The organism is Paenibacillus silviterrae, from assembly GCF_030167925.1.
GTDB lineage: Bacteria > Bacillota > Bacilli > Paenibacillales > NBRC-103111 > Paenibacillus_G > Paenibacillus_G silviterrae.
The window spans coordinates 718,005-737,073 of sequence record NZ_JASKUT010000002.1; the positions used below are offsets into that span (position 1 = coordinate 718,005).

The 19,069-nt window shown below is 46.9% G+C and carries 15 protein-coding genes; 12 read left to right on the forward strand and 3 right to left on the reverse strand.

The genetic code is table 11. From position 1 onward, the window contains the following. The first annotated feature begins 28 nt into the window (after positions 1-28). Positions 29-1,045, forward strand: coding sequence for a type I glyceraldehyde-3-phosphate dehydrogenase (gap, locus tag QMO62_RS26680; protein ID WP_284645539.1), 1,017 nt, complete (start codon positions 29-31; stop codon positions 1,043-1,045). A gap of 116 nt (positions 1,046-1,161) precedes the next feature. Here gap and sda read toward each other — a convergent pair whose 3' ends face one another. Continuing rightward, positions 1,162-1,347, reverse strand: a complete 186-nt coding sequence (gene sda, locus QMO62_RS33455) for a sporulation histidine kinase inhibitor Sda (protein WP_369699116.1) — start codon at positions 1,345-1,347, stop codon at positions 1,162-1,164. A gap of 348 nt (positions 1,348-1,695) precedes the next feature. On the opposite strand from sda, the gene QMO62_RS26685 reads away from it, so the two are divergent. The 4 genes from QMO62_RS26685 to QMO62_RS26700 all read left to right on the forward strand — a co-directional run bounded on the left by QMO62_RS26685 (position 1,696) and on the right by QMO62_RS26700 (position 4,554). Then, positions 1,696-2,697: an alpha/beta fold hydrolase gene (locus QMO62_RS26685; RefSeq protein ID WP_284645540.1), complete on the forward strand. Its 1,002-nt coding sequence runs from the start codon at positions 1,696-1,698 to the stop codon at positions 2,695-2,697. A gap of 199 nt (positions 2,698-2,896) precedes the next feature. Beyond that, positions 2,897-3,670, forward strand: coding sequence for a DUF817 domain-containing protein (locus QMO62_RS26690; protein ID WP_284646690.1), 774 nt, complete (start codon positions 2,897-2,899; stop codon positions 3,668-3,670). Positions 3,671-3,833: 163 nt separating this feature from the next. Continuing rightward, on the forward strand, positions 3,834-4,316 hold the full coding sequence (locus QMO62_RS26695; protein ID WP_284645541.1) for a DUF2975 domain-containing protein: 483 nt from the start codon (positions 3,834-3,836) through the stop codon (positions 4,314-4,316). Between the two features lie 10 nt (positions 4,317-4,326). Beyond that, on the forward strand, positions 4,327-4,554 hold the full coding sequence (locus QMO62_RS26700) for a helix-turn-helix domain-containing protein (RefSeq protein WP_284645542.1): 228 nt from the start codon (positions 4,327-4,329) through the stop codon (positions 4,552-4,554). Between the two features lie 78 nt (positions 4,555-4,632). On the opposite strand, the gene QMO62_RS26705 is transcribed toward QMO62_RS26700, so the two are convergent. Further along, positions 4,633-7,365, reverse strand: coding sequence for a glycosyl hydrolase family 28-related protein (locus QMO62_RS26705; RefSeq protein ID WP_284645543.1), 2,733 nt, complete (start codon positions 7,363-7,365; stop codon positions 4,633-4,635). A 415-nt stretch (positions 7,366-7,780) separates the two neighbouring features. After that, positions 7,781-8,686 (reverse strand): ArsR/SmtB family transcription factor, encoded by a 906-nt coding sequence (locus tag QMO62_RS26710; RefSeq protein WP_284645544.1) that lies wholly within the window; start codon positions 8,684-8,686, stop codon positions 7,781-7,783. A 144-nt stretch (positions 8,687-8,830) separates the two neighbouring features. Here QMO62_RS26710 and QMO62_RS26715 point away from each other — a divergent pair, with 144 nt between their 5' ends. The 7 genes from QMO62_RS26715 to QMO62_RS26745 all read left to right on the forward strand — a co-directional run bounded on the left by QMO62_RS26715 (position 8,831) and on the right by QMO62_RS26745 (position 19,023). Continuing rightward, complete coding sequence (locus QMO62_RS26715) at positions 8,831-10,597, forward strand: glycoside hydrolase family 2 protein (RefSeq protein WP_284645545.1); 1,767 nt, start codon at positions 8,831-8,833, stop codon at positions 10,595-10,597. A 322-nt stretch (positions 10,598-10,919) separates the two neighbouring features. Further along, a complete protein-coding gene (locus QMO62_RS26720) occupies positions 10,920-12,221 on the forward strand; it encodes an ABC transporter substrate-binding protein (RefSeq protein ID WP_284645546.1) in 1,302 nt (433 codons plus the stop codon). A gap of 355 nt (positions 12,222-12,576) precedes the next feature. Beyond that, on the forward strand, positions 12,577-14,358 hold the full coding sequence (locus tag QMO62_RS26725) for a cache domain-containing sensor histidine kinase (protein ID WP_284645547.1): 1,782 nt from the start codon (positions 12,577-12,579) through the stop codon (positions 14,356-14,358). A gap of 15 nt (positions 14,359-14,373) precedes the next feature. After that, on the forward strand, positions 14,374-15,429 hold the full coding sequence (locus QMO62_RS26730; protein ID WP_284645548.1) for a response regulator: 1,056 nt from the start codon (positions 14,374-14,376) through the stop codon (positions 15,427-15,429). A gap of 150 nt (positions 15,430-15,579) precedes the next feature. Then, positions 15,580-16,542, forward strand: coding sequence for an ABC transporter permease (locus QMO62_RS26735; RefSeq protein ID WP_284645549.1), 963 nt, complete (start codon positions 15,580-15,582; stop codon positions 16,540-16,542). Between the two features lie 16 nt (positions 16,543-16,558). After that, positions 16,559-17,434, forward strand: a complete 876-nt coding sequence (locus QMO62_RS26740; protein ID WP_348651730.1) for a carbohydrate ABC transporter permease — start codon at positions 16,559-16,561, stop codon at positions 17,432-17,434. Between the two features lie 35 nt (positions 17,435-17,469). Further along, a complete protein-coding gene (locus QMO62_RS26745) occupies positions 17,470-19,023 on the forward strand; it encodes an extracellular solute-binding protein (RefSeq protein WP_284645550.1) in 1,554 nt (517 codons plus the stop codon). The last annotated feature ends 46 nt before the right edge of the window (positions 19,024-19,069 follow it).

Consider the following 19,069-nt stretch of genomic DNA (forward strand, 5'->3'; position numbering starts at 1 on the left):
CCATACACTGGAAGAGGAGGTTTAGAAAATGAACGGAATTGGCGTAAGCGGGATGGGCAGAATTGGAAGATTAATCATAAGAAAATTAATCATGAGTGAACAAGGAAGTCGTAACTTGCAGCTAAAAGCTATTAACAGCATCTATCCAATAGAAACCATAGCACATCTATTAAAGTACGACTCCGTTCACGGAATATGGGATATTCCTATTTTCATAGATAACAACAAGTTGATTCTTGACGGCCATGCAATCGAAGTAGCTTTGGAGCGGGATCCGGAAAATATTCCGTGGACGAACCTTGGGGTCAATTTAGTTATTGATGCAACGGGCAAATTTAATTATAGAGCAGGAGCTCAAAAGCATCTTCATGCGGGAGCCTCTCATGTAATTATTACTTCACCTGGCGAGGATATGGATTTCACCGTAGTCATGGGTGTAAACGACCATCTCTACGACAGTACCAAGCATAAGATCGTGTCTGCTGCTTCGTGCACCACGAACTGCCTGGCCCCCGTCCTAAACATACTAGACCGTGCCTTTCAGGTAAAGTATGGCTGGATGACCACAGTTCACTCATTTACATCGGATCAGATGCATTTGGATAATCCTCACATGGATCTTCGAAGAGCCAGAGCCTGCACGCAGTCGATTGTCCCGACTACTACGGGGGTCGGAAAGGCCTTGATTGATGTTCTTCCTCATCTGGCCAAGAAGATACACGGGTTGTCCATTCGTGTCCCCACGCAGGATGTCTCTCTGATAGATTTGACAGTAAAGGTTTCTAAAAATGTCAGCAAGGATGAGGTTAAAAAAGCCATTTTGGAATTTGCATCACCTAGTTCCGCTTCCTATATAGGCTATACGGAAGAACCTCTTGTATCTATTGATTTCGTAGGTAATGAGTTTTCTGCTGTTATTGATGGAATCTCCATGATGGTTGAGGGCGATCAGATAAAGCTGCTTGCTTGGTACGATAACGAATGGGGGTATAGCTGCAGGGTGGTTGATGTAGCGTTAATGGTGCTTAATACATTGGAGTATTAAATATTCTAGACTACGACTAGTACATAGCTACTAGTCGTTTCTCTTCATAACATAAGATGCGGGAATGGCTAGTCAATAGGAAGTAAACAGGGAGGGGAAAATGAGGTTGAGGGAATTTATTGTATTCCTATTTTTCTACTTGAAAGCTCCTTTATTATGAGCTGAACAAACTCCTGATCGATTTCTTCTACTTTCAGTACTTTTCGATACAATGAAATTAATTGCTGATCATTGAGCGTTTTCATAAAATTTCCTTTCAGAAATAAGATAAGGAAATAATACAAAAAACCCCCATGTAACATCTTGTGTTTTCTTTAGGTTGATTGGTGTTATTTTTGGTTTTGACAAAAGCTTATGCAGTTCGACACTTAGTTTCTTCACTTGATTTATTACAGGTGCCGGCATTCATTTTGTCCTGTCCAACATATACGAAACCTGATGTGAAGACCAGTTCCTGCCAAGAACTTGTTTTTTCATGAATTTTATTACAATTGATGCAGTAATAATGCATGATATCGTCTCCGATCCCTTGGACTAGCCCTAGTATAAACTAAAACGTTTACAATAGACAGACAATTAAGAAAATTTAATATTTTTAGAAAGTATGCCAATGTGTGTGCCATCGCCAAGGGAAAATTGGATTGCATAAAATGCCAAAAAGTGGTATTGTATTGATCAATAACCCTATTTACAGAATAGGACAATGGAGGAGCCTGCCAACAGCGGGCTTCTTTTTTCTTTTTTATATTTACCAAATGAAGCGAAGGGACATTATGGCAAATACCATGTATAGAAGTCAACAAGGAAAAGAAGCTATATTAGGCCAATACGAGGACTACTTGCAGCGCTTGAATATTGATATTTCACGCACCTATGTGGACACAAGTTTTGGGAAAACTCACATACTGGAGATAGGGCCTCGGGATGCCAAACCGATTATCGTTCTGCAAGGCGGGAATTGCATTAATCCGATGACTTTATCGTGGTTCAAACCCTTATTTTCGTCTTACCGGTTAATTGCGCCCGATACGATGGGGCATCCGGGATTTAGTGACGAAACCAGAATGTCCGCCAAGGATGGCAGCTTTGCTCAGTGGATCGCCGATCTGCAAAACCACTATGGCATCAGGAGCTGCGCGTTCATAGGTGCTTCCTACGGGGGAGGGATCATTCTGAATTTAGCTGCACATCTCCCTGAACGTATAACATGTGCGGTTTTGGTGGCGCCGGCAGGCATCTGCATGGGTTCGAAATGGACGATGATTAAACGCGTGCTCATACCTTTGCTTGTCTATAAAGCGACCTCTTCGGCAGCTGCCCTGCAGCGCATAGCGGACGAACTTTCATTTGGGCATATGGATGAAATCGACAAACAAATTATCGGAGACATTTTCACGCATGTCCGGTTGGAGCAAGATATGCCGGAAAGCGTGAGCGAAGCGGCATTGAAGGACTATACGGCACCTACCCTGCTGTTGACCGGCAGTCGGGATATTTTCTTCCCGGGAGAAGAAGTGGTTCAAAGGGCAAGGCGAATCATCCCGAATCTTGCAGACACCAAGATTTATTGTGAATCCGGGCATTTCCCATCACCTGAAGCAAAAGAAATGATGAATGCCGATATCCGGGGATTTTTGAACGAGAAATATTGATTCTCTGCGTAGTTTGTGAGGTGTGCTCCGAAGGTGATAACTATAATTTCATGTGAATACAGTATAGAAGGCCGGCAGCAGCGTATCTGAAAATATGCAAATTAACCAATTTATTTTTCTCTTTTTCCTAGCCCATTTGACCATTATGCTTACAAAAGCATTCCAATCTGATGATGAAGAGGGAGGAGAGTTACATCAATTGAGGCATGTACTTCAATTACTGCATTTTGGTTATCATCAGGCGATGAGCTGCATTTTTCCGGTGTCAATCTTTGCAACTTTAGCTCTCTCCAGCGTAATAAAGGTACCATTGATTCATCGTTATGATGCCATTCTACTTATATTGCTTGTAGTGCAATACCTCATGTACCGCAGCGGGTTAGAGACGAGGGATGAAATCAAGGTCATTTGTTTATTTCACTTGATTGGATTGGCGCTTGAGCTATATAAGGTAAAGATGGGATCATGGTCATACCCTGAGCTTGGGTACACAAAATGGCTCGGTGTTCCGCTTTATAGCGGATTTATGTATGCCAGTGTAGCAAGCTTTATGTGCCAGGTGTGGCGGAGGCTGAGGATGGACATGACGGGCTGGCCTGGGCTAACGCCTGCAGCGCTGCTAGGCGGTGCGATCTATTTTAACTTTTTTACCCATCACTTCATTCCTGATTTTCGTTGGTGGCTCACGGTGCTTGTATTTATTGTATTTTGGAAAACATGGATCATCTATCGGGTCCGGATGACAACCTATCGGATGCCTTTAACGCTCGCTTTTATCATTGTAGGTTTTTTCATCTGGCTGGCTGAAAATATTGCCACATTTTTCGGCGCTTGGAAATACCCGGACCAGCACCAAACCTGGCAGCTGGTTAGCTTCAGTAAGATCAGCTCATGGTTCCTTCTGGTTATCATTAGCGTCATTATCGTTGCACAGCTTAAATATGTTAAATCTAGGTCGAACAACGATACATGATCCACCTGACTATGGCATTTCTTTATAACGAGGAATGCTTTTTTTGTTTTAATAATTGATTGAAACAATAATAAAATAAAACAAAACAGTAATAATATATTGCAAAACGATAAATCGTCTGATAAAGTAAGATTAAAAATTACTGATAAGTGAGGGGCTTTTTATGAAACAAGGAACAACACTCTTTTTAAAGGCAGCGGTTATTCTTATTGGTATCCCGGTTCTTGCTATGTGCATATTTTTGGTGCCCGAGATTGGGAGCTTTGCAGCAGAATTGTATCCGGATATTGCTTATATGAACGAACTCGTTTACATTGATTTGTATGCAATGACGATCCCTTTTTACTTTGCCCTGTACCAAGCCTTTCAACTGTTAAATTATATTGATAAGAACAAAGCCTTCTCTGAATTATCAGTTCGAGCTTTAAAGAATATTAAGTTTTGTGCAATCACAATAAGCAGCTTGTTTGTGTTAGGCATGCCGCTATTTTATCTGATGGCGGAGAAAGACGATGCCCCGGGTATCATCGTCATCGGGTTGGTCATGATTTTCGCCTCCATGGTGATTGCCGTTTTTGCTGCTGTTCTCCAAATGCTTTTAAAAGAGGCTATTGATATTAAATCTGAAAATGATTTGACGGTCTGAGGTGACAAACATGGCGATTATCATCAATATCGATGTAATGTTGGCGAAAAGAAAAATGAGCGTTACCGAGCTTTCGGAGCGGGTCGGGATCACAATGGCTAATCTCTCCATATTGAAAAATGGAAAGGCAAAAGCGATTCGATTATCAACTTTGGAAGCAATTTGTAAGGCTTTAGAATGCCAGCCCGGAGATGTTTTGGAATACAAAAGTGACGAAGACACCACCATTATCGGTTAAGTGGAACTCTCTGGGATACAAAGGATATTAAAAAGGGCAGTACCGCCATTTCGGAGGTACCACCCTTTTTTCGTTACCTTATGGAGGACTGCCTGCAGGATTTCCAATTTTATACATGCTCGGTCTATTGAGGCTAGGAACTTTATGCAGATCTACGACTAGCGCGTAATAATAATTGTATGGATTTTTGACTACTTGATTTTCAAATACCCACTTTGGATCCCCGACATGTACCTGATCGGCTAAGCTCGTAATTAGGAAATTCGTCGTATTCTCAACGTGAAACAGGTAGCCCTTCTTAGCTTCCTCAATCGGTGACGAAGGTGCGAACTTCGTCTTTTGACCGTCATATGGTGCAGAGCCGCTTCCGCTATGTCCGAAAATTCGGATATGGTTGGAGTCTTTAATATGCATGTAAGTTGTGTTCTCTTCCGTCTTGCTTCCATAGAAGGTCACGTAATGGGAATTTAAAACTTCAACCTGTACATCGCTCTTAAGATATTCAAAGTTCGTCGCATACAGAGACAGCCCGTTGCTGGCATCCTTATCCCTGATAGCAAGCAATCTCATCGTGCTCTCATCCAATGTGCTTAAGGCTGGATTGGTTGCGTTTGCTTTTTCACCGAATAGCTGGGCGTAGACATTGTAAATTTTGCCGCCACCGCTGCCCGTAATCAGCATCAAAGGATGAATAAACTTTCCTGGAACCATCTGGAACTTTTCAAGATTTGCTTTCGTTCCACCAAGAAAACCATGAGTACGGATAGGTTCTATTTGCACAGCCCTCATTTTGGAGCTGCCGCCAGCCTGCCACTTGAGGGAGTACAGCGGATGAGGAAGCGGGTCTGTATTTGTTTTATCTGCACGTGTATTCGCTATCTCTCTCGGTGGCGTGATGGAGATGTCGCTAATGACCGTATTGGCATTCGCATCGTTTGCCGTTCGCACCAATGGCGCAACCGCTTGAACGGCGGTCCAAGCCGGGATATCTTCGGGCCTCGTGTAAATCGTAGTGAAGGCTGGGCTAACACCGAAAATCTTTGTATTGGGTTTCAGCTGCAGCGTACCTTTGATCCGGTAATATCCCTTCGGCAAAAATACGTAATCGCTTGCGTTGATTGCAGCCTGAATGGCCGCGGTATCGTCGGCGTTTCCATTCCCTTTGGCGCCGCCGGCGTAGATAGGATTTTTTACACTGTAATCGGCGATATTTGCCATTTGGAAGCTTGGGAAATCTGCAGCCGTCCAGCCATGTTTCGACTGCAAAGTAGAGAGAGGCGCTGCATTATCTGAAGCTCCTACATGGGTATATCCTTGATCCGTTTTACTTATATAAACTTTACTGTTCCAGTCTAAGCTATTCCATGTGTCAGTCTTGCCTGTCGCATACTCCGTGATATGGAACCAGCCGCCGGTATTTGCATTTAGAGGAATTCCGTTTGTGCCTTCATTATTCGTCAAAACTCTTGCTGCATTTTTGACATAAAAATTATTCAAGTAAATGGCTTCCGTATATTTTGGTTGCGCAGGAGGAACAGACGGGTCGCTTGGGGTGCCAATCGCCGAATCGATCAAATTACCGTTGGTAGCCGTAGTTACTATCGCAGGTCCATTGTAGGCTGACGGATATTCAATGGACGTATCGATTAAGTTTAAAGACCCGAAGAAGGGCTGCGGCTTAGTCGTTCGGATAATGGCTGGCTTTCCGCTTGGGGCCATAATTTTCATGCCTGCTACGACTGTTGTACCCCCGGCTCCTGCAAGCCATGGCACCTCGGTCTGGCCCTGCAGCGTAATATTTTGCATAGAAGGTACCGTGATCGTCTTTGATCTGCTGTCGATACCGAATTTTCCACCGGTTACGGTTACGTTGGTCCAGCTTCCGCCATTCCCGGAGCCGCCCACAATGCCTACCAGACTATTGGTCGCATCGACTGTAACATCCTGCAAAACCCCGCCTTGCGCGGAGCTCATGACGATACCGATCGCTCCGTCGTTGGGGTTCGTCTCCGATCCCGGGTTGGAGTTCGTATCGACAGTAATGCTGTCAATCATAATATTGCCTTCCCGGTCGGCGGCATGCTCTTTTCCCCACTCGACCGTAATCTTATCCGGGTTATTATTTTTGTCTCGAGGCCCGATTTCAGGCTGGTAGTAATGCAGAACCGCTTTCGGGTTAGTAGGATCTCCGAATCCCGAAGCTTGAGCCTTCAGCTTGATTGTGGTTGTTCCTGTCTTGGAGCCGATCAATACGGTAGGCATTTCATTTTTTTGCGCAATGACTGTCATCGGGTTCCCCGTCCGCATGGAAATGCCGGATGAAAGGTGAATCGTATCGGACACGATATACGTCCCTGCAGGAAGATAAACGGCCATTTGATAGTACTTGCCGTATTCAATCGCTTTTTGAATGGCTGCCGTATCGTCCGTTGTATCATTAACCGTCGCGTTAAAGGGGGCAGCGGTCACATCCAATATACCCCAATCACGCAGAGTCGCATTCCCTACATCCGAGGGGACAGTCAAATCCACGCCGTCTCCCACTGGTTCCGTGTATTGCTTCCACGTGTTGGTGCCTGTGACGGCCGGCCCCCAAACGACGGGAATCATTTTCGGATACGGTGCGGCAATCGTTGTGTCTACACCTATCTGACTGATATAGTTGCTCTGGGTTAAAGTACCTTCAGGATCGCCAGGTTCGACGTCAACCGTAAACGCATCATCAACTGTCTTAGGCAGCTGAATTGCTGCGCTGACAGCGGAAACGTTCATGGTGACCGCCATGACTGCCGCAAGGGTTGTAGCCGCCATTCTTTTCGATATCCTTTTTAATGACATCCTCTAATTTCACTCCTCTTTTCATTCGCTTGGGTTCTCGAATTGCCCGCAAAATTAATGTTCAGGCATGGTCTCGCCAAAAGCGAAAAAGTTGATAGCAGCGTTTTCTCTAGAACCTCCTTTCATACAGAACAACCAATATATTACAATTCAAATTATAGACTATACGAAACGCTTTCAATATGCACAAAATCGCAGTGTATTGACTTATTTCTCATGAAATTGATAGAGTCGATTTGTGCTAATGAGTTCACCAGTAGAAATTTAAACGGCCTCAGTCCCATGAAATACAGGACCAAGGCCGCTTAACCGATTCTTATTTTGCTGTTTACTTGACGGGGTACAATTCAACTGAACTGCAGCCTCGTTAAGCTGTATCTATTCGATTTTAAACGGTAATCGTAACCTGAATATCCTGCGGGTAGTTGCCAAAGCCTTTGCCGAACAGGCTTACGCCGCCGCAATTGATGGCATTCTCCGGGCATTGTATGCGAAAGAGAATCTCCGAGCCGGCTCTAATGCCGAGTTGACGGATTTGAACGTCAGAGCTGCGCACTCCGTCAATGAATGAGCCCTCCCGTGTCACAGAAATCGTCTTATGAAGCCCGTACTGCGTATCTTTCCACCAATTCGGGGTATATATACCTCTCTTGCTGCCGAAGTCACCCGGGCAGGTCCACGTCGCAACCTCCATATCATTGACAGCAAAGGTAATATCCGAGGGCCAATTCTCGTTATAGGTGGGGGCCTCTGAGCATATTTCAAGCGAGAAGGTGATGCTGGTGGCTTCCGATTGCCCAACCAAATAATTAGGGATGCGATACTCCACATAACCGCTTGCGAACCATAAGTGCTCCGCTCTCGTATGCTCAGGATCATCGAAGTAACGAGGGTCATCCATCATTCCAATGCGCTTCTCCGTACCAGCCAGCCCACAGGTCGGCTGCACATCATAGCGGATATACTGCCCGATAGGCAATTCCACCGTATATCGGGTACGATCGTCAGACTTATCTTTCGATTCCGTTCGCAAAACTAATGTAAGCTGATCTACCTTTAAGGAGCACCGCTTTTGGGTTCCGCGCTTTCCAACGAGGTTCTCCGTTTGCACAATTCCCGCTTCCTCAAGCTTCTGAATATGCTTGGTAATAATAGCCGACGAGAAGCCGAGCGCCTCTGCAAGCTCGCCGATATTATATGGACGACCATTTAACAGCTCTATGATACGAACTCTGGTTTCAGAGGAGAAGCATTCCAAAACACTCATATTCTTAGTTGTCACATCTAGATTCATGACCATCACACTCCTGTCGTAAACGATTATATAACTATTAAGTTAACATATCAACAAAATGATTGACTTTTAATGAATCTCGCTTTAGTATTTAACATATGAATAATAATGTTAATTAAATAATTAACAAGAAGGAGCGTTCCTATGTCAACTGAAGTATTACGCCCAGAGTATCCGCGCCCGCAGCTTATGAGGGAGCAGTGGTTGAATCTTAATGGAGCATGGGAGTTTGCATTCGATGATGAGCGTATTGGCGACGCTCAGCAGTGGGGACTGGGGGATAAGAGCTTGTCCAAGCAGATTCAAGTCCCCTTTGCCTATCAGAGTAAATTAAGCGGCATAGGGGAGAAGGGCTTTCATGATCTCGTTTGGTATCGACGCCTTTTCCAAATTCCTGCGGAGTGGACCGGCCAAAGAATCCTGCTTCACTTCGGTGCTGTCGACTACGCCGCAACAGTGTGGGTGAATGGTCGTAATGTTGCATTCCATGAAGGGGGGCATACGCCGTTTCATGCCGACATTACCCAGGCACTCCAATCCGGTGACAATGTCGTGGTTGTTCGAGCGGAGGATTTCAGCCGTGATGTGACGCTGCCCCGCGGGAAACAATATTGGAAGGAAGATTCTGCTTCGATTTTCTATACAAGAACGACAGGAATTTGGCAGACCGTTTGGTTGGAGCCGGTGAACGAGCTGTACATAACGAAGCTAAAGTTTAAGCCGGATATTGACAGGAACGAAATCCATATTCGGACCTTCCTGAACCAAATACCATCGGGAAGCAAGGCGGAAGCCCGAATCGATATTCGCTTTAAGGACGAATATTCGACAAGCACCACGTTCAGCCTGAATCACGCGGAAGAGGGCAGAACCGTCGCCCTGCACGACTTCAATGATCATGGGTTAGGTCGGTGGTGGACGCCCCACAAACCGAATCTCTACGATGTAACGGTTACTCTGCTTGTGGACGGCAAGCAGGTCGATACTCTGGAAAGCTATTTCGGCATGCGGAAAGTATCGGTCGAAGCAGGGAAGGTCATGCTGAACAACCGGGTATATTTCATGAGGTTGATTCTCGACCAAGGCTACTTCCCCGACGGCATCCTGACGGCACCGAGCGATGAGGCGCTGAAGCAGGACATCGAGCTGTCCAAGGCCATGGGCTTCAACGGGGCGCGCAAGCATCAGAAAATCGAGGACCCTCGTTTCATGTATTGGGCGGATAAGCTGGGATACCTCGTTTGGGGCGAAATGGCTAACGCCTACAGCTACTCGGAAGAGTATGTCCGCAAGGTGACACTGGAGTGGCAGGAAGCGATTGAGCGGGACTATAATCATCCTTGTATCGTAGCTTGGGTACCGATTAATGAAAGCTGGGGCGTGCCGAACATCCTTGTTGACAAGCGGCAGCAGCAGCATACGCTTGCCATGTACCATATGACCAAATCGCTGGATGAAACTCGTCTCGTCGTCTCTAACGATGGGTGGGAGCATATGAAAACCGACTTAGTCACCATCCACGACTATGCTTGGAAGAGGGATGATTTGGAGGAGCGCTACTCGACTCTGGAGAAGACGCTTGGACCGAAGCCGCATCGCCGTGAAGTGCTTGTCGGAGGGACAGCCTATGAGGGACAGCCGATTCTGGTTACCGAGTTTGGCGGGATTGCCTTCAAGAAAAGCGAATGGGAGGGCTGGGGTTACTCCGGTGCGGAGAACGAAGAGGACTTTCTTAAGAAGCTGGCGGACGTTGTCGAACCTTTCCTGCAATCTCCTCATGTTCAAGGAATTTGTTATACCCAGCTAACCGATGTGGAACAGGAAATCAACGGGTTGCTCACATATGATCGCGTGCCGAAGGCGCCTTTGGAAGAAATTAAGAAAATCTTTAACGGGCCCGTAAAGTACTGAGAACGCCTTAGGGATACGACTTGAATAGCCGTTAACAATGCTCCGCTCCTCAATAGGGGATGCGGAGCAAACCTCCAGGGTGATTGTACTACTCATTGGAATGAGAACATTGCTTAAGAATGCTAAGACGGGAACCAGGTATGGATAATTATGAAAGCGATTACTGAAACCCATTGAATACCTTATATGGATTTACTAGGGGCGTCTATAAGAGGTAAGTAGATGCCCGCAATGGTACTTTTCTGAAAGAGGAGTAGTTCAACAGCACAGTGTCGCACAGAGCCTTATCCTGCAAAAATTCGAAGATTATGGAGGGACCGAATTGAAAAGGAAGTTAGCACTCACTACCACAGTCTTAGCGTTGCTTTTGAATATCGGCTGCCAAAGTCAAACGATGTCCGGCGAAAAAAGCACGGATGTGTCCGAGATCAGTACGGAACCTGTTACTTTAAAGCTACTGGTTGCCCATGGCTTTTTCGCGAAAGAAGATTTTGACACCTATTTTGTTGAACAGGTAAAAAAGAAATTTCCGCATATTACATTGGAAATGGTTAGCGGCAAGCTGCAGGAGATGATAACTTCGGGTGATGTACCCGATATTTTAATCGCCGGGTTGCCAGGGATTCCTGCTTTACAGGATTTACAAATTATTGAGGATTTGAATCCGTATATCAAAAAGTTTAATTTTGACGTTTCCAAGTACGATCCGGTCTCCATTGAAGCGATGAAGAAGTTTGGCGATAAAGGTGAAATGTATGGACTCCCGTTTCGGATGAACATTCCTGCTCTTTTTTATAACAAGGTTATATTTGATCGATTCGGAATCTCTTATCCAAAGGAAGGCATGACATGGGAAGAGACAATTGATTTGGCGCGTAAGCTGACTCGGAGTGACGGAGGCGTTCAGTATGTGGGTCTCTACGCAGGGGGAGCGGACCGATTTGCGATGGGATTAACTTTGCCTTATGTAAATAAGCAGACGAACGAAGCCGTATTGACAACGGATAGCTGGGCAAAGGTGCTGAATTTGCATAAAGCCATGCATGACATTCCGGGATATGTGAAGGACGGTAAAGTAGTAAACAACTCGCACATTATGTTTGTGAAAGAAAAAACACTTGCTATGGCCGGCTATTGGGGTGCAGATATTATCGGTGAAATCGATAAATTGTATAGGAATGGTCAGGAGCTCGATTGGGACATGGTAACACTCCCCGTTTTTGAGAAGGGCAATGGCTATGCATGGCAGGCGGAAACACATAACATGTTTGTGACCACGACAAGTAAACATAAAGACCAAGCTTTCCAGGTGCTGTCTCTTGTTGCCGGGGAAGAGGTACAGAAGATCATCAATAAGAGCGGGAGAATTCCCGTTCTGAAGAAAACCGAAGAAATGAAGAAAGAGTTTGGTGCGGATTTGGAATTCTTAAAGGGGAAAAATACAAATGCCTTCTTCAACCTCCAGCCGGGAATGCATGAGCATACGAAATATGATTCTAAAGGCAGAAGCTTAATTGTAGAAGCGGCCAATGAGCTGATCCTGAAAGGCACCGATGTCAATACCGCCTTGCGGAACGCGCAGGAAAAACTAAATCAGTATATCAAGGAACAAGTAATCAAGTAACAACCATTCTAAATATACCGGAGGTGTCTGAAAAAGAAGTGGAGACTTGCCGTCACGTGTGACGGCTATTGTAAATTGTTTAATATGCAGACAGGCAAAGCACTCGATGTAAACGGAGCGAGAATCGACAGGTGCACATACGTAGGGACTTGGCAGGATCTGCCCGGCGGGACCGCCCATTTCGGGCTCCTTTACCGATTGGATTGATGTTGTAAGCGTATCCGAATTCCATTACAATGAGGGGGAAACCACGCCTTATAAGGTATGGTTTCCCCCTATAAGCATTGGGACCGGCTCTTACAGAGGGGAAAGGGAGGAAAGTTTGGTCTTCGTTTGAATGGGTGGAGGAGAAACCATGGTGAACACAATCGGGAGAGCACTAACGATAAAAACAAAGCTTCTGTTGCTAATCCTTTTCTTTCTATGTGTCCCGCTGCTTGCCTTTGGTGCGTTATGGTATGAAAGATCTTCCGAAGAAATTGAGAACAATGCGATCGGCTATAGTGAACAGCTCGTAAGGCAGGTGAATTCCCAGCTCGACGGCTACTTTACCGATTTGGAACGAATCACGTATCCTCTTCTGCTTCATCCGCATATCCAAGCTTTTATGAAGCTTGACCCGAATGACCAATACCAAAGATTCATCGTGAATAACAAGATATCCGAGGAGCTGTTTCCGAACATCACGTTCGGTCGTCCGGACATCTATGGCCTGTCGATCGTATCGAAACATGGACATGCTGCCTCCAGCTATAGCTCTTTCGCAGGAATTGCCAGCTACGAGAAGTACAAGGATACACTGCTCGGCGAGCGTAATTATAAAATAACCGGGTTAAGCTACATGGAATCCACCCCGGTGTTGACCATCGGCCGCCAATTTTTGGATACGGTTTCCTATGAGTCGCAAGGTATGCTAATTGCCTATGTACGGCTGAACGAGATCATTAAGATTTGTGAAAAAATCAAGCTCGGCCAAAGCGGGTTTGTGTGGATTTACGACGGGGATGGACGAATTGTTTACCATCCTGAGAAGGAGAAGTGGGGCAAGGGGGTATCAAACTCCGATATTACCCTTAGGCTTAGTGAACAGCATGGATATTATATTGAGAAGGGATCCGGCGATAACCGGCTCATCATTTATGAACGATCGCAAATGACGGATTGGACGCTCGTTTCCGAGGTGCCATTGAAGGAGCTGAACGGGGGCTTGATCCGTCTAAGAAACATCACCATCTGGACCGGCCTTCTGCTCGTCGGATTGGTGCTGGTGCTGATCGGCGGATTTTCTTGGCACTTAACGCAATCGTTATCCCACCTGCAAAGATTAATGAGAAGGGCAGAGGAGGGCGACCTCAGTGTGAAAGCTCCGGAGCGGCGCCATGATGAAATTGGCGGCCTGAATCGCAGCTTTAACCGGATGGTCAGCGAAATTCGCCGCCTTATTGAAGAAGTTCACTCTTCAAGAACCAAAGAACAGGAGATGGAGATTCGCAGGCGGGAATCGGTGCTTCAAGCGATGCAATCGCAGATTAACCCGCATTTCTTGTACAATACGCTTGAAATCATCAATTCTTATGCAATTATAGAAGGAGTAAAGCCGATCAGCAGAATGGCCACGTCACTTGCCGACATTTTCCGGTACAGTGTCGGCAATCCGAAACAGTCCGTGACTTTGCTCGATGAAATACGATATATCCGGACCTATCTGGATATTCAGAAGGAGCGGTTTCATTCGCTGCATGTACACATCGATGTGGAGGATGAGCTATTGGCCCGTGTCAAGGCGGTGCGGCTCATGGTGCAGCCTCTCGTGGAAAATGCATTTAAGCATGGCTATCAGGAGCGCAAGCAAAAACCGAGCTATATCGGCATCGTCGGCTTACGCATGGAAGAAGGATACGTGCTGAGGGTTGAAGATAACGGGAAAGGAATGAGCGCTGAGCTTAAGGCTGTCTATAACGCCGCGTTCCAAACAGGTATCATGGAAGGACATAACGGTCACTCCCCCGACCGGATAGGCTTGTGGAACGTTCATCAGCGAATCCGGTTAAACTTTGGTCCGCCCTACGGGCTTACCATCTTGAAGTCGGACGAGACCGGCACGGTTATTGAAATGACGCTCAAAATTACCGAGTGAGGCAGGTGATGATGAATGTATCATGTGTTGATCGTTGATGACGAAGTTATGATTAAACGAAGCTTGACCAAGCTGATTAATCAAAGCCCCTACGGCTTTCAGGTCGTTGGAGAAGCGGAGGACGGCAGCGAGGCATTGGCTTTGTGGGAGCGCTTGACACCGCATTTAGTAATCACCGATATCAGCATGCCGGTTATGGACGGATTGGAGCTGATTTCGTCCATACGCAGCCGGGAGAGGGAGACGGAAGTCGTCATCCTGTCGGGCTATGATGATTTTGCCTATGCACAGCAGGCAGTGAGGTACGGTATTATGGATTACGTGCTGAAGCCGGTAAGGGAGGAGCAGCTCAATGAAATTTTAGCCAAAGCTGCGGAGAAAATTGGAGAGCGGACTCGGCTCCGGAAGGATCGCGGAAGAAGACTGCTGGAATGTCAAGCGGCCGCGGCCGTGCTTGCCGAACAGCTATGGCTGCTTAATGAAGCTGAGGCTTATCAGCAGCTGGACGCTGCGTACAGCCATCTTACTGAGCAGGGGATTTCTCAGGCGGAGTCGGTCCGTGTATTCGAAGATATGCTCAGCTTGGCGGAAGGGGAGCTGCTTCAGCGCAGTTCGGGTAAAATTCGCGAGACAGAGAAGCCCTTGTTCCCCACGGTGGAGACATCGCATGATTTGAAACGTGAAGCCGGAGCTATCCTCTCCTCGTGGATGGAACAAATCCGTCAAATGCGCAACTGGGGTCAAAGGCATAGCATTCAGAGGGCGGTGGAGTATATTGATAAAAACTTTGCCGGTGAGGAGTTATCTCTGCAGTCCGTGGCAGATGAGGCGGGAATGTCATCCTCCTATTTCAGCCGACTTTTTAAAGAGGAGCTCGGGGTAAGCTTCATCGATTATATTACCCGGCTTCGGATGGAAAAGGCGAAGGAGCTGCTTCAGGAACCAGGGAGCAAGACCTACGAAATCGCTTATGCCGTAGGGTATTCCGATTATCCCCATTTTGCCAAGTCGTTTAAGAAATACTGCGGATTTTCTCCAAAGGAATATAAGAAAAGATTGACAGGAGGCTGAAGACGTGGCTGCACGTCTTTTTTTTGTCGTAATTTGCAAGCGCATACAATCAAGTAAAAAATACACAACTTTTTGCAAATTAATACATGTATTTCATTGTTGTAAACGTTTACTATAAAGCTACGATCAAGAGAGGGGAGAATGGACAACATGGAGTCAACGGGAAGGAGAACCGTACCGTCCGGGTCGGCGCAGGTGTTACCCGCAGCAGCGAAGCGAAAGCCTTATCTGCTGAAATATTGGCAGATCTATACGATGGTGCTGCCAGGCTTAATCTACTTTATTTTGTTCAAGTACGTTCCGATGGCCGGGATCGTGATTGCTTTTCAGGATTACAACGTATTCACCGGGATTGCCGGGAGCCCATTCGTCGGTCTGAAGCATTTTGTCAACTTGTTTACGTATCCCGAGTTCCTCCGAGTCCTTAAGAACACATTGTTGATCAGTATATATCAAATCGTAATCGGGTTTCCGGCACCGATCCTGTTGGCCCTATTCATGAACGAAGTTCGGCGTATGGCGTTCAAACGTACGGTCCAAACCGTACTGTATTTGCCTCACTTCTTATCGTGGGTTATCGTAGGCGGACTCGTCATTAACTTCTTATCCCCGAGCTCGGGGATGGTAAACGATGTTCTGCGTTGGCTAGGGAAAGAGCCGGTGTTTTTTATGCAGGAGCCGGACTTTTTCAGGTCGATCGTCGTCATCTCGGGAATTTGGAAGGAGGTCGGCTGGGGAACGATCATCTATTTAGCCGCTCTGGCCGGGATTCATCCGGAGTTGTATGAGGCTGCGGAGGTCGACGGAGCGGGTAAGCTTCGCCAAGCGATCAGCATCACGCTTCCGGCACTGCTTCCGACCATCATGGTGCTGCTGCTGCTGCGCATAGGGCATGTACTCGATCTCGGCTTCGAGCAGGTTTATATGCTGCTGAACCCATTGGTCACGGTAACGGGGGAAATCATTGATACTTATATTTACCGTGTCGGCTTGCTGGGCGGGCAATACAGCTACACAACGGCGATCGGGTTGTTTAAATCGGTTGTAGGCGTAATTCTCGTTGTCGGCGCGAACCATCTAAGCAAAAAAACAACAGGAAATTCGATTTATTGATCGTAGAAAGGAGAACATGATGGTCATTAGAGAAAGTCCTTCAAGGCGGGCGTTTATCGTATGCAATTACGTCTTTCTGACGTTGACAAGTCTGGCTATGCTGCTTCCATTTCTGCACATCTTCGCAGGTTCTTTAAGCAGCGGCACCGCCATTTCCCAAGGGAAGGTCAGCATTTTGCCGGTAGATGTAACGTTTATTAACTATGAGGCTGTCCTGCAGAATGGAGCTATCTGGAAGTCCTTCGGCGTGACTGTGTTTTTGACCGTCGTGGGTACGGCCTTCAATTTGCTAATAACCTCATTAATGGCCTATGGCTTGTCCAAAAACGAGCTGAAGGGGCGCTCTCTTATTCTGTTGCTGGTCGTGTTCACCATGATTTTTCAGGTGCCCCTCATTCCGGGATATTTGCTCGTCAAGTCGCTTGGCATGTTGAACTCTTTATGGGCGCTAATCATCCCTGGGGCCATCAGCGCATTCAACCTGATTATCATGGTGTCGTTTTTTCGTGAAATCCCGGAGGGGCTCACGGAGGCTGCACGCATAGACGGATGCGGCGAATACCGGACTTGGTGGAGTATCGTGCTTCCCTTGTCGCTTCCGTCTCTGAGTACGATCGGATTATTTTATGCCGTTGGCCATTGGAATGGCTATTTCAGCGCCATCATGTATATCCGTGATCCCGGGCTGTTCCCGCTGCAGGTGAAGCTGCGTCAGCTCTTGGTGGACAGTGATACCGAAGCGTTGATGCAAAGCGTCAACGTTACACTGCAATCGATGGAAGGGATCAAGATGGCCACCATTATGGTCGCTACCGTCCCGATTCTGCTGGTTTACCCGCTGATCCAGAAGCATTTTATAAAAGGTGCGATGCTTGGATCGGTGAAGGGTTAATACTTCAAAAACAAATAAAACAAGGAGAGGGTTACATGAAAAAGAGAATATCCTTATTAGCGCTGTCAGGAATGTTGGCGGCAGGCTCATTAGTCGGATGCTCAGCCGGCCAAGAAACGCAAAGCAACTCCGATTCGGGAAACACGACTGCTAAACCTGTTAAGCTGAAGGTCGGCATTGGTACGGAGGGGCTGCAGTACATTGAAGGCTCCCCGAATATTAACGAAGACAAATATACGAAAAAGCTGCGGGAAATTTCCAAAACCGACGTGACGCTGGAGCTGATCCCGCATCGCGAGTTCGATCAGAAGCTGACGCTGCTGTTTGCCGGCGGCGAGCTGCCGGATCTGCTGCAAACCCATGGAATCAACAAGCCCGAGGTGGCTCCTGCCGTCGATACGGGCGTGCTGATCCCATTGAACGATTTGATCGACAAATATGGCCCGAATCTGAAAAAGCACATTCCGAAGGAAGCGTGGGACTTCGCCTCGGTCAGCAAAGGAGGCAAAATCTACGGAATTCCGAACGTCAATGCTACTCCTAACGGAAACGTCATGATGGTTCGTAAGGATTGGCTCGACAAGCTCGGCATGAAGCCGCCGAAAACCGTGGAAGAATACATCGAAATGTTGAAAGCGTTTAAGGACAAGGATCCGAGCGGCAACGGCCAAGCGGACGAGATTCCTTACTCCGGACGTGAAAAGCTGGCGTTTACCGAGGCGTTCTTCGGGGCGTATGACGTGATGCCGGGCGATTGGAAATTCGAAAACGGTCAACTGATTCCAAACATGATTCGCCCGCAAATGAAGGAAGCGCTGAAAACATACCGCACCCTTTATGAGCAAAAGCTGCTCGATAACGAGGTATTTGTCCAGAAGCCTAAGGATTGGGACGCGAAAATCAAAGGCAAAGGCGTCGTCGGCTTATGGACGCACGGTCCCCGTTTGGCTGACAAATGGGCAGCCGAAGTGAAAACAGGAACACCCAGCTCTCAGCTTGACATTATCCCCGCACCGGTCGGACCTGACGGCAAAGGGGGGATGAGTATCGGATCCTCCGTCGGAGGTAACGTTTGGGTAATCCCGAAAACGACGAAAAATCCGGAAAACGCGATCAAGTTCCTTGACTGGTTCTACTCTGACGAAGCGCAGAAGTTCCTTACCTATGGCATCGAGGGTGAGGACTATACGATGGAAAACGGAAAGATCAAGTACAAATATCCGGAAAAACAAGAGGACATTTATAAAGAAGAAATGCATTTGGTGTGGCTGCGTTTAATTGGCCCAACCCATTTAACGGACACGGAGTTTATGAAAAATCGTCCTTCCGGTGAGCTTGTATTAAAGGCGATGGAAGTCGCTTCGAAGGAAGGTCGTAAAAACGACGGTCTCGGTATGCCCGCCTTACCGACCCTGCAGGCACGTCCTGAGCTGGGGAGAGACGGCTTATGGCTGGAGCTTGCGGCGAAGGTCGTTACCGGCAAGGAAACACCGGATGCGTTCGACAGGTTCGTTGAGGACTGGAAGAAGCGCGGCGGCGATCAGGTCATTAAAGAAGCGACCGACTGGTACAATAGCAATAAAAAATAGGGTAACCGTTAAGCGAAAGGGGCGTTGCTTTATGCAATGCCTCGTT

Excerpts from the sequence above, each read along its gene's own strand:
- QMO62_RS26735 (WP_284645549.1), top strand. The coding sequence starts at position 15,580 with ATGGAGTCAACGGGAAGGAGAACCGTACCGTCCGGGTCGGCGCAGGTG.
- QMO62_RS26695 (WP_284645541.1), top strand. The coding sequence starts at position 3,834 with ATGAAACAAGGAACAACACTCTTTTTAAAGGCAGCGGTTATTCTTATT.
- sda (WP_369699116.1), bottom strand. The coding sequence starts at position 1,347 with ATGTTACATGGGGGTTTTTTGTATTATTTCCTTATCTTATTTCTGAAA.
- QMO62_RS26745 (WP_284645550.1), top strand. The coding sequence starts at position 17,470 with ATGAAAAAGAGAATATCCTTATTAGCGCTGTCAGGAATGTTGGCGGCA.
- QMO62_RS26705 (WP_284645543.1), bottom strand. The coding sequence starts at position 7,365 with ATGGCGGCTACAACCCTTGCGGCAGTCATGGCGGTCACCATGAACGTT.
- QMO62_RS26700 (WP_284645542.1), top strand. The coding sequence starts at position 4,327 with ATGGCGATTATCATCAATATCGATGTAATGTTGGCGAAAAGAAAAATG.
- QMO62_RS26715 (WP_284645545.1), top strand. The coding sequence starts at position 8,831 with ATGTCAACTGAAGTATTACGCCCAGAGTATCCGCGCCCGCAGCTTATG.
- QMO62_RS26725 (WP_284645547.1), top strand. The coding sequence starts at position 12,577 with ATGGTGAACACAATCGGGAGAGCACTAACGATAAAAACAAAGCTTCTG.
- QMO62_RS26710 (WP_284645544.1), bottom strand. The coding sequence starts at position 8,686 with ATGAATCTAGATGTGACAACTAAGAATATGAGTGTTTTGGAATGCTTC.
- QMO62_RS26730 (WP_284645548.1), top strand. The coding sequence starts at position 14,374 with ATGTATCATGTGTTGATCGTTGATGACGAAGTTATGATTAAACGAAGC.
- QMO62_RS26685 (WP_284645540.1), top strand. The coding sequence starts at position 1,696 with ATGCCAAAAAGTGGTATTGTATTGATCAATAACCCTATTTACAGAATA.
- gap (WP_284645539.1), top strand. The coding sequence starts at position 29 with ATGAACGGAATTGGCGTAAGCGGGATGGGCAGAATTGGAAGATTAATC.
- QMO62_RS26740 (WP_348651730.1), top strand. The coding sequence starts at position 16,559 with ATGATGGTCATTAGAGAAAGTCCTTCAAGGCGGGCGTTTATCGTATGC.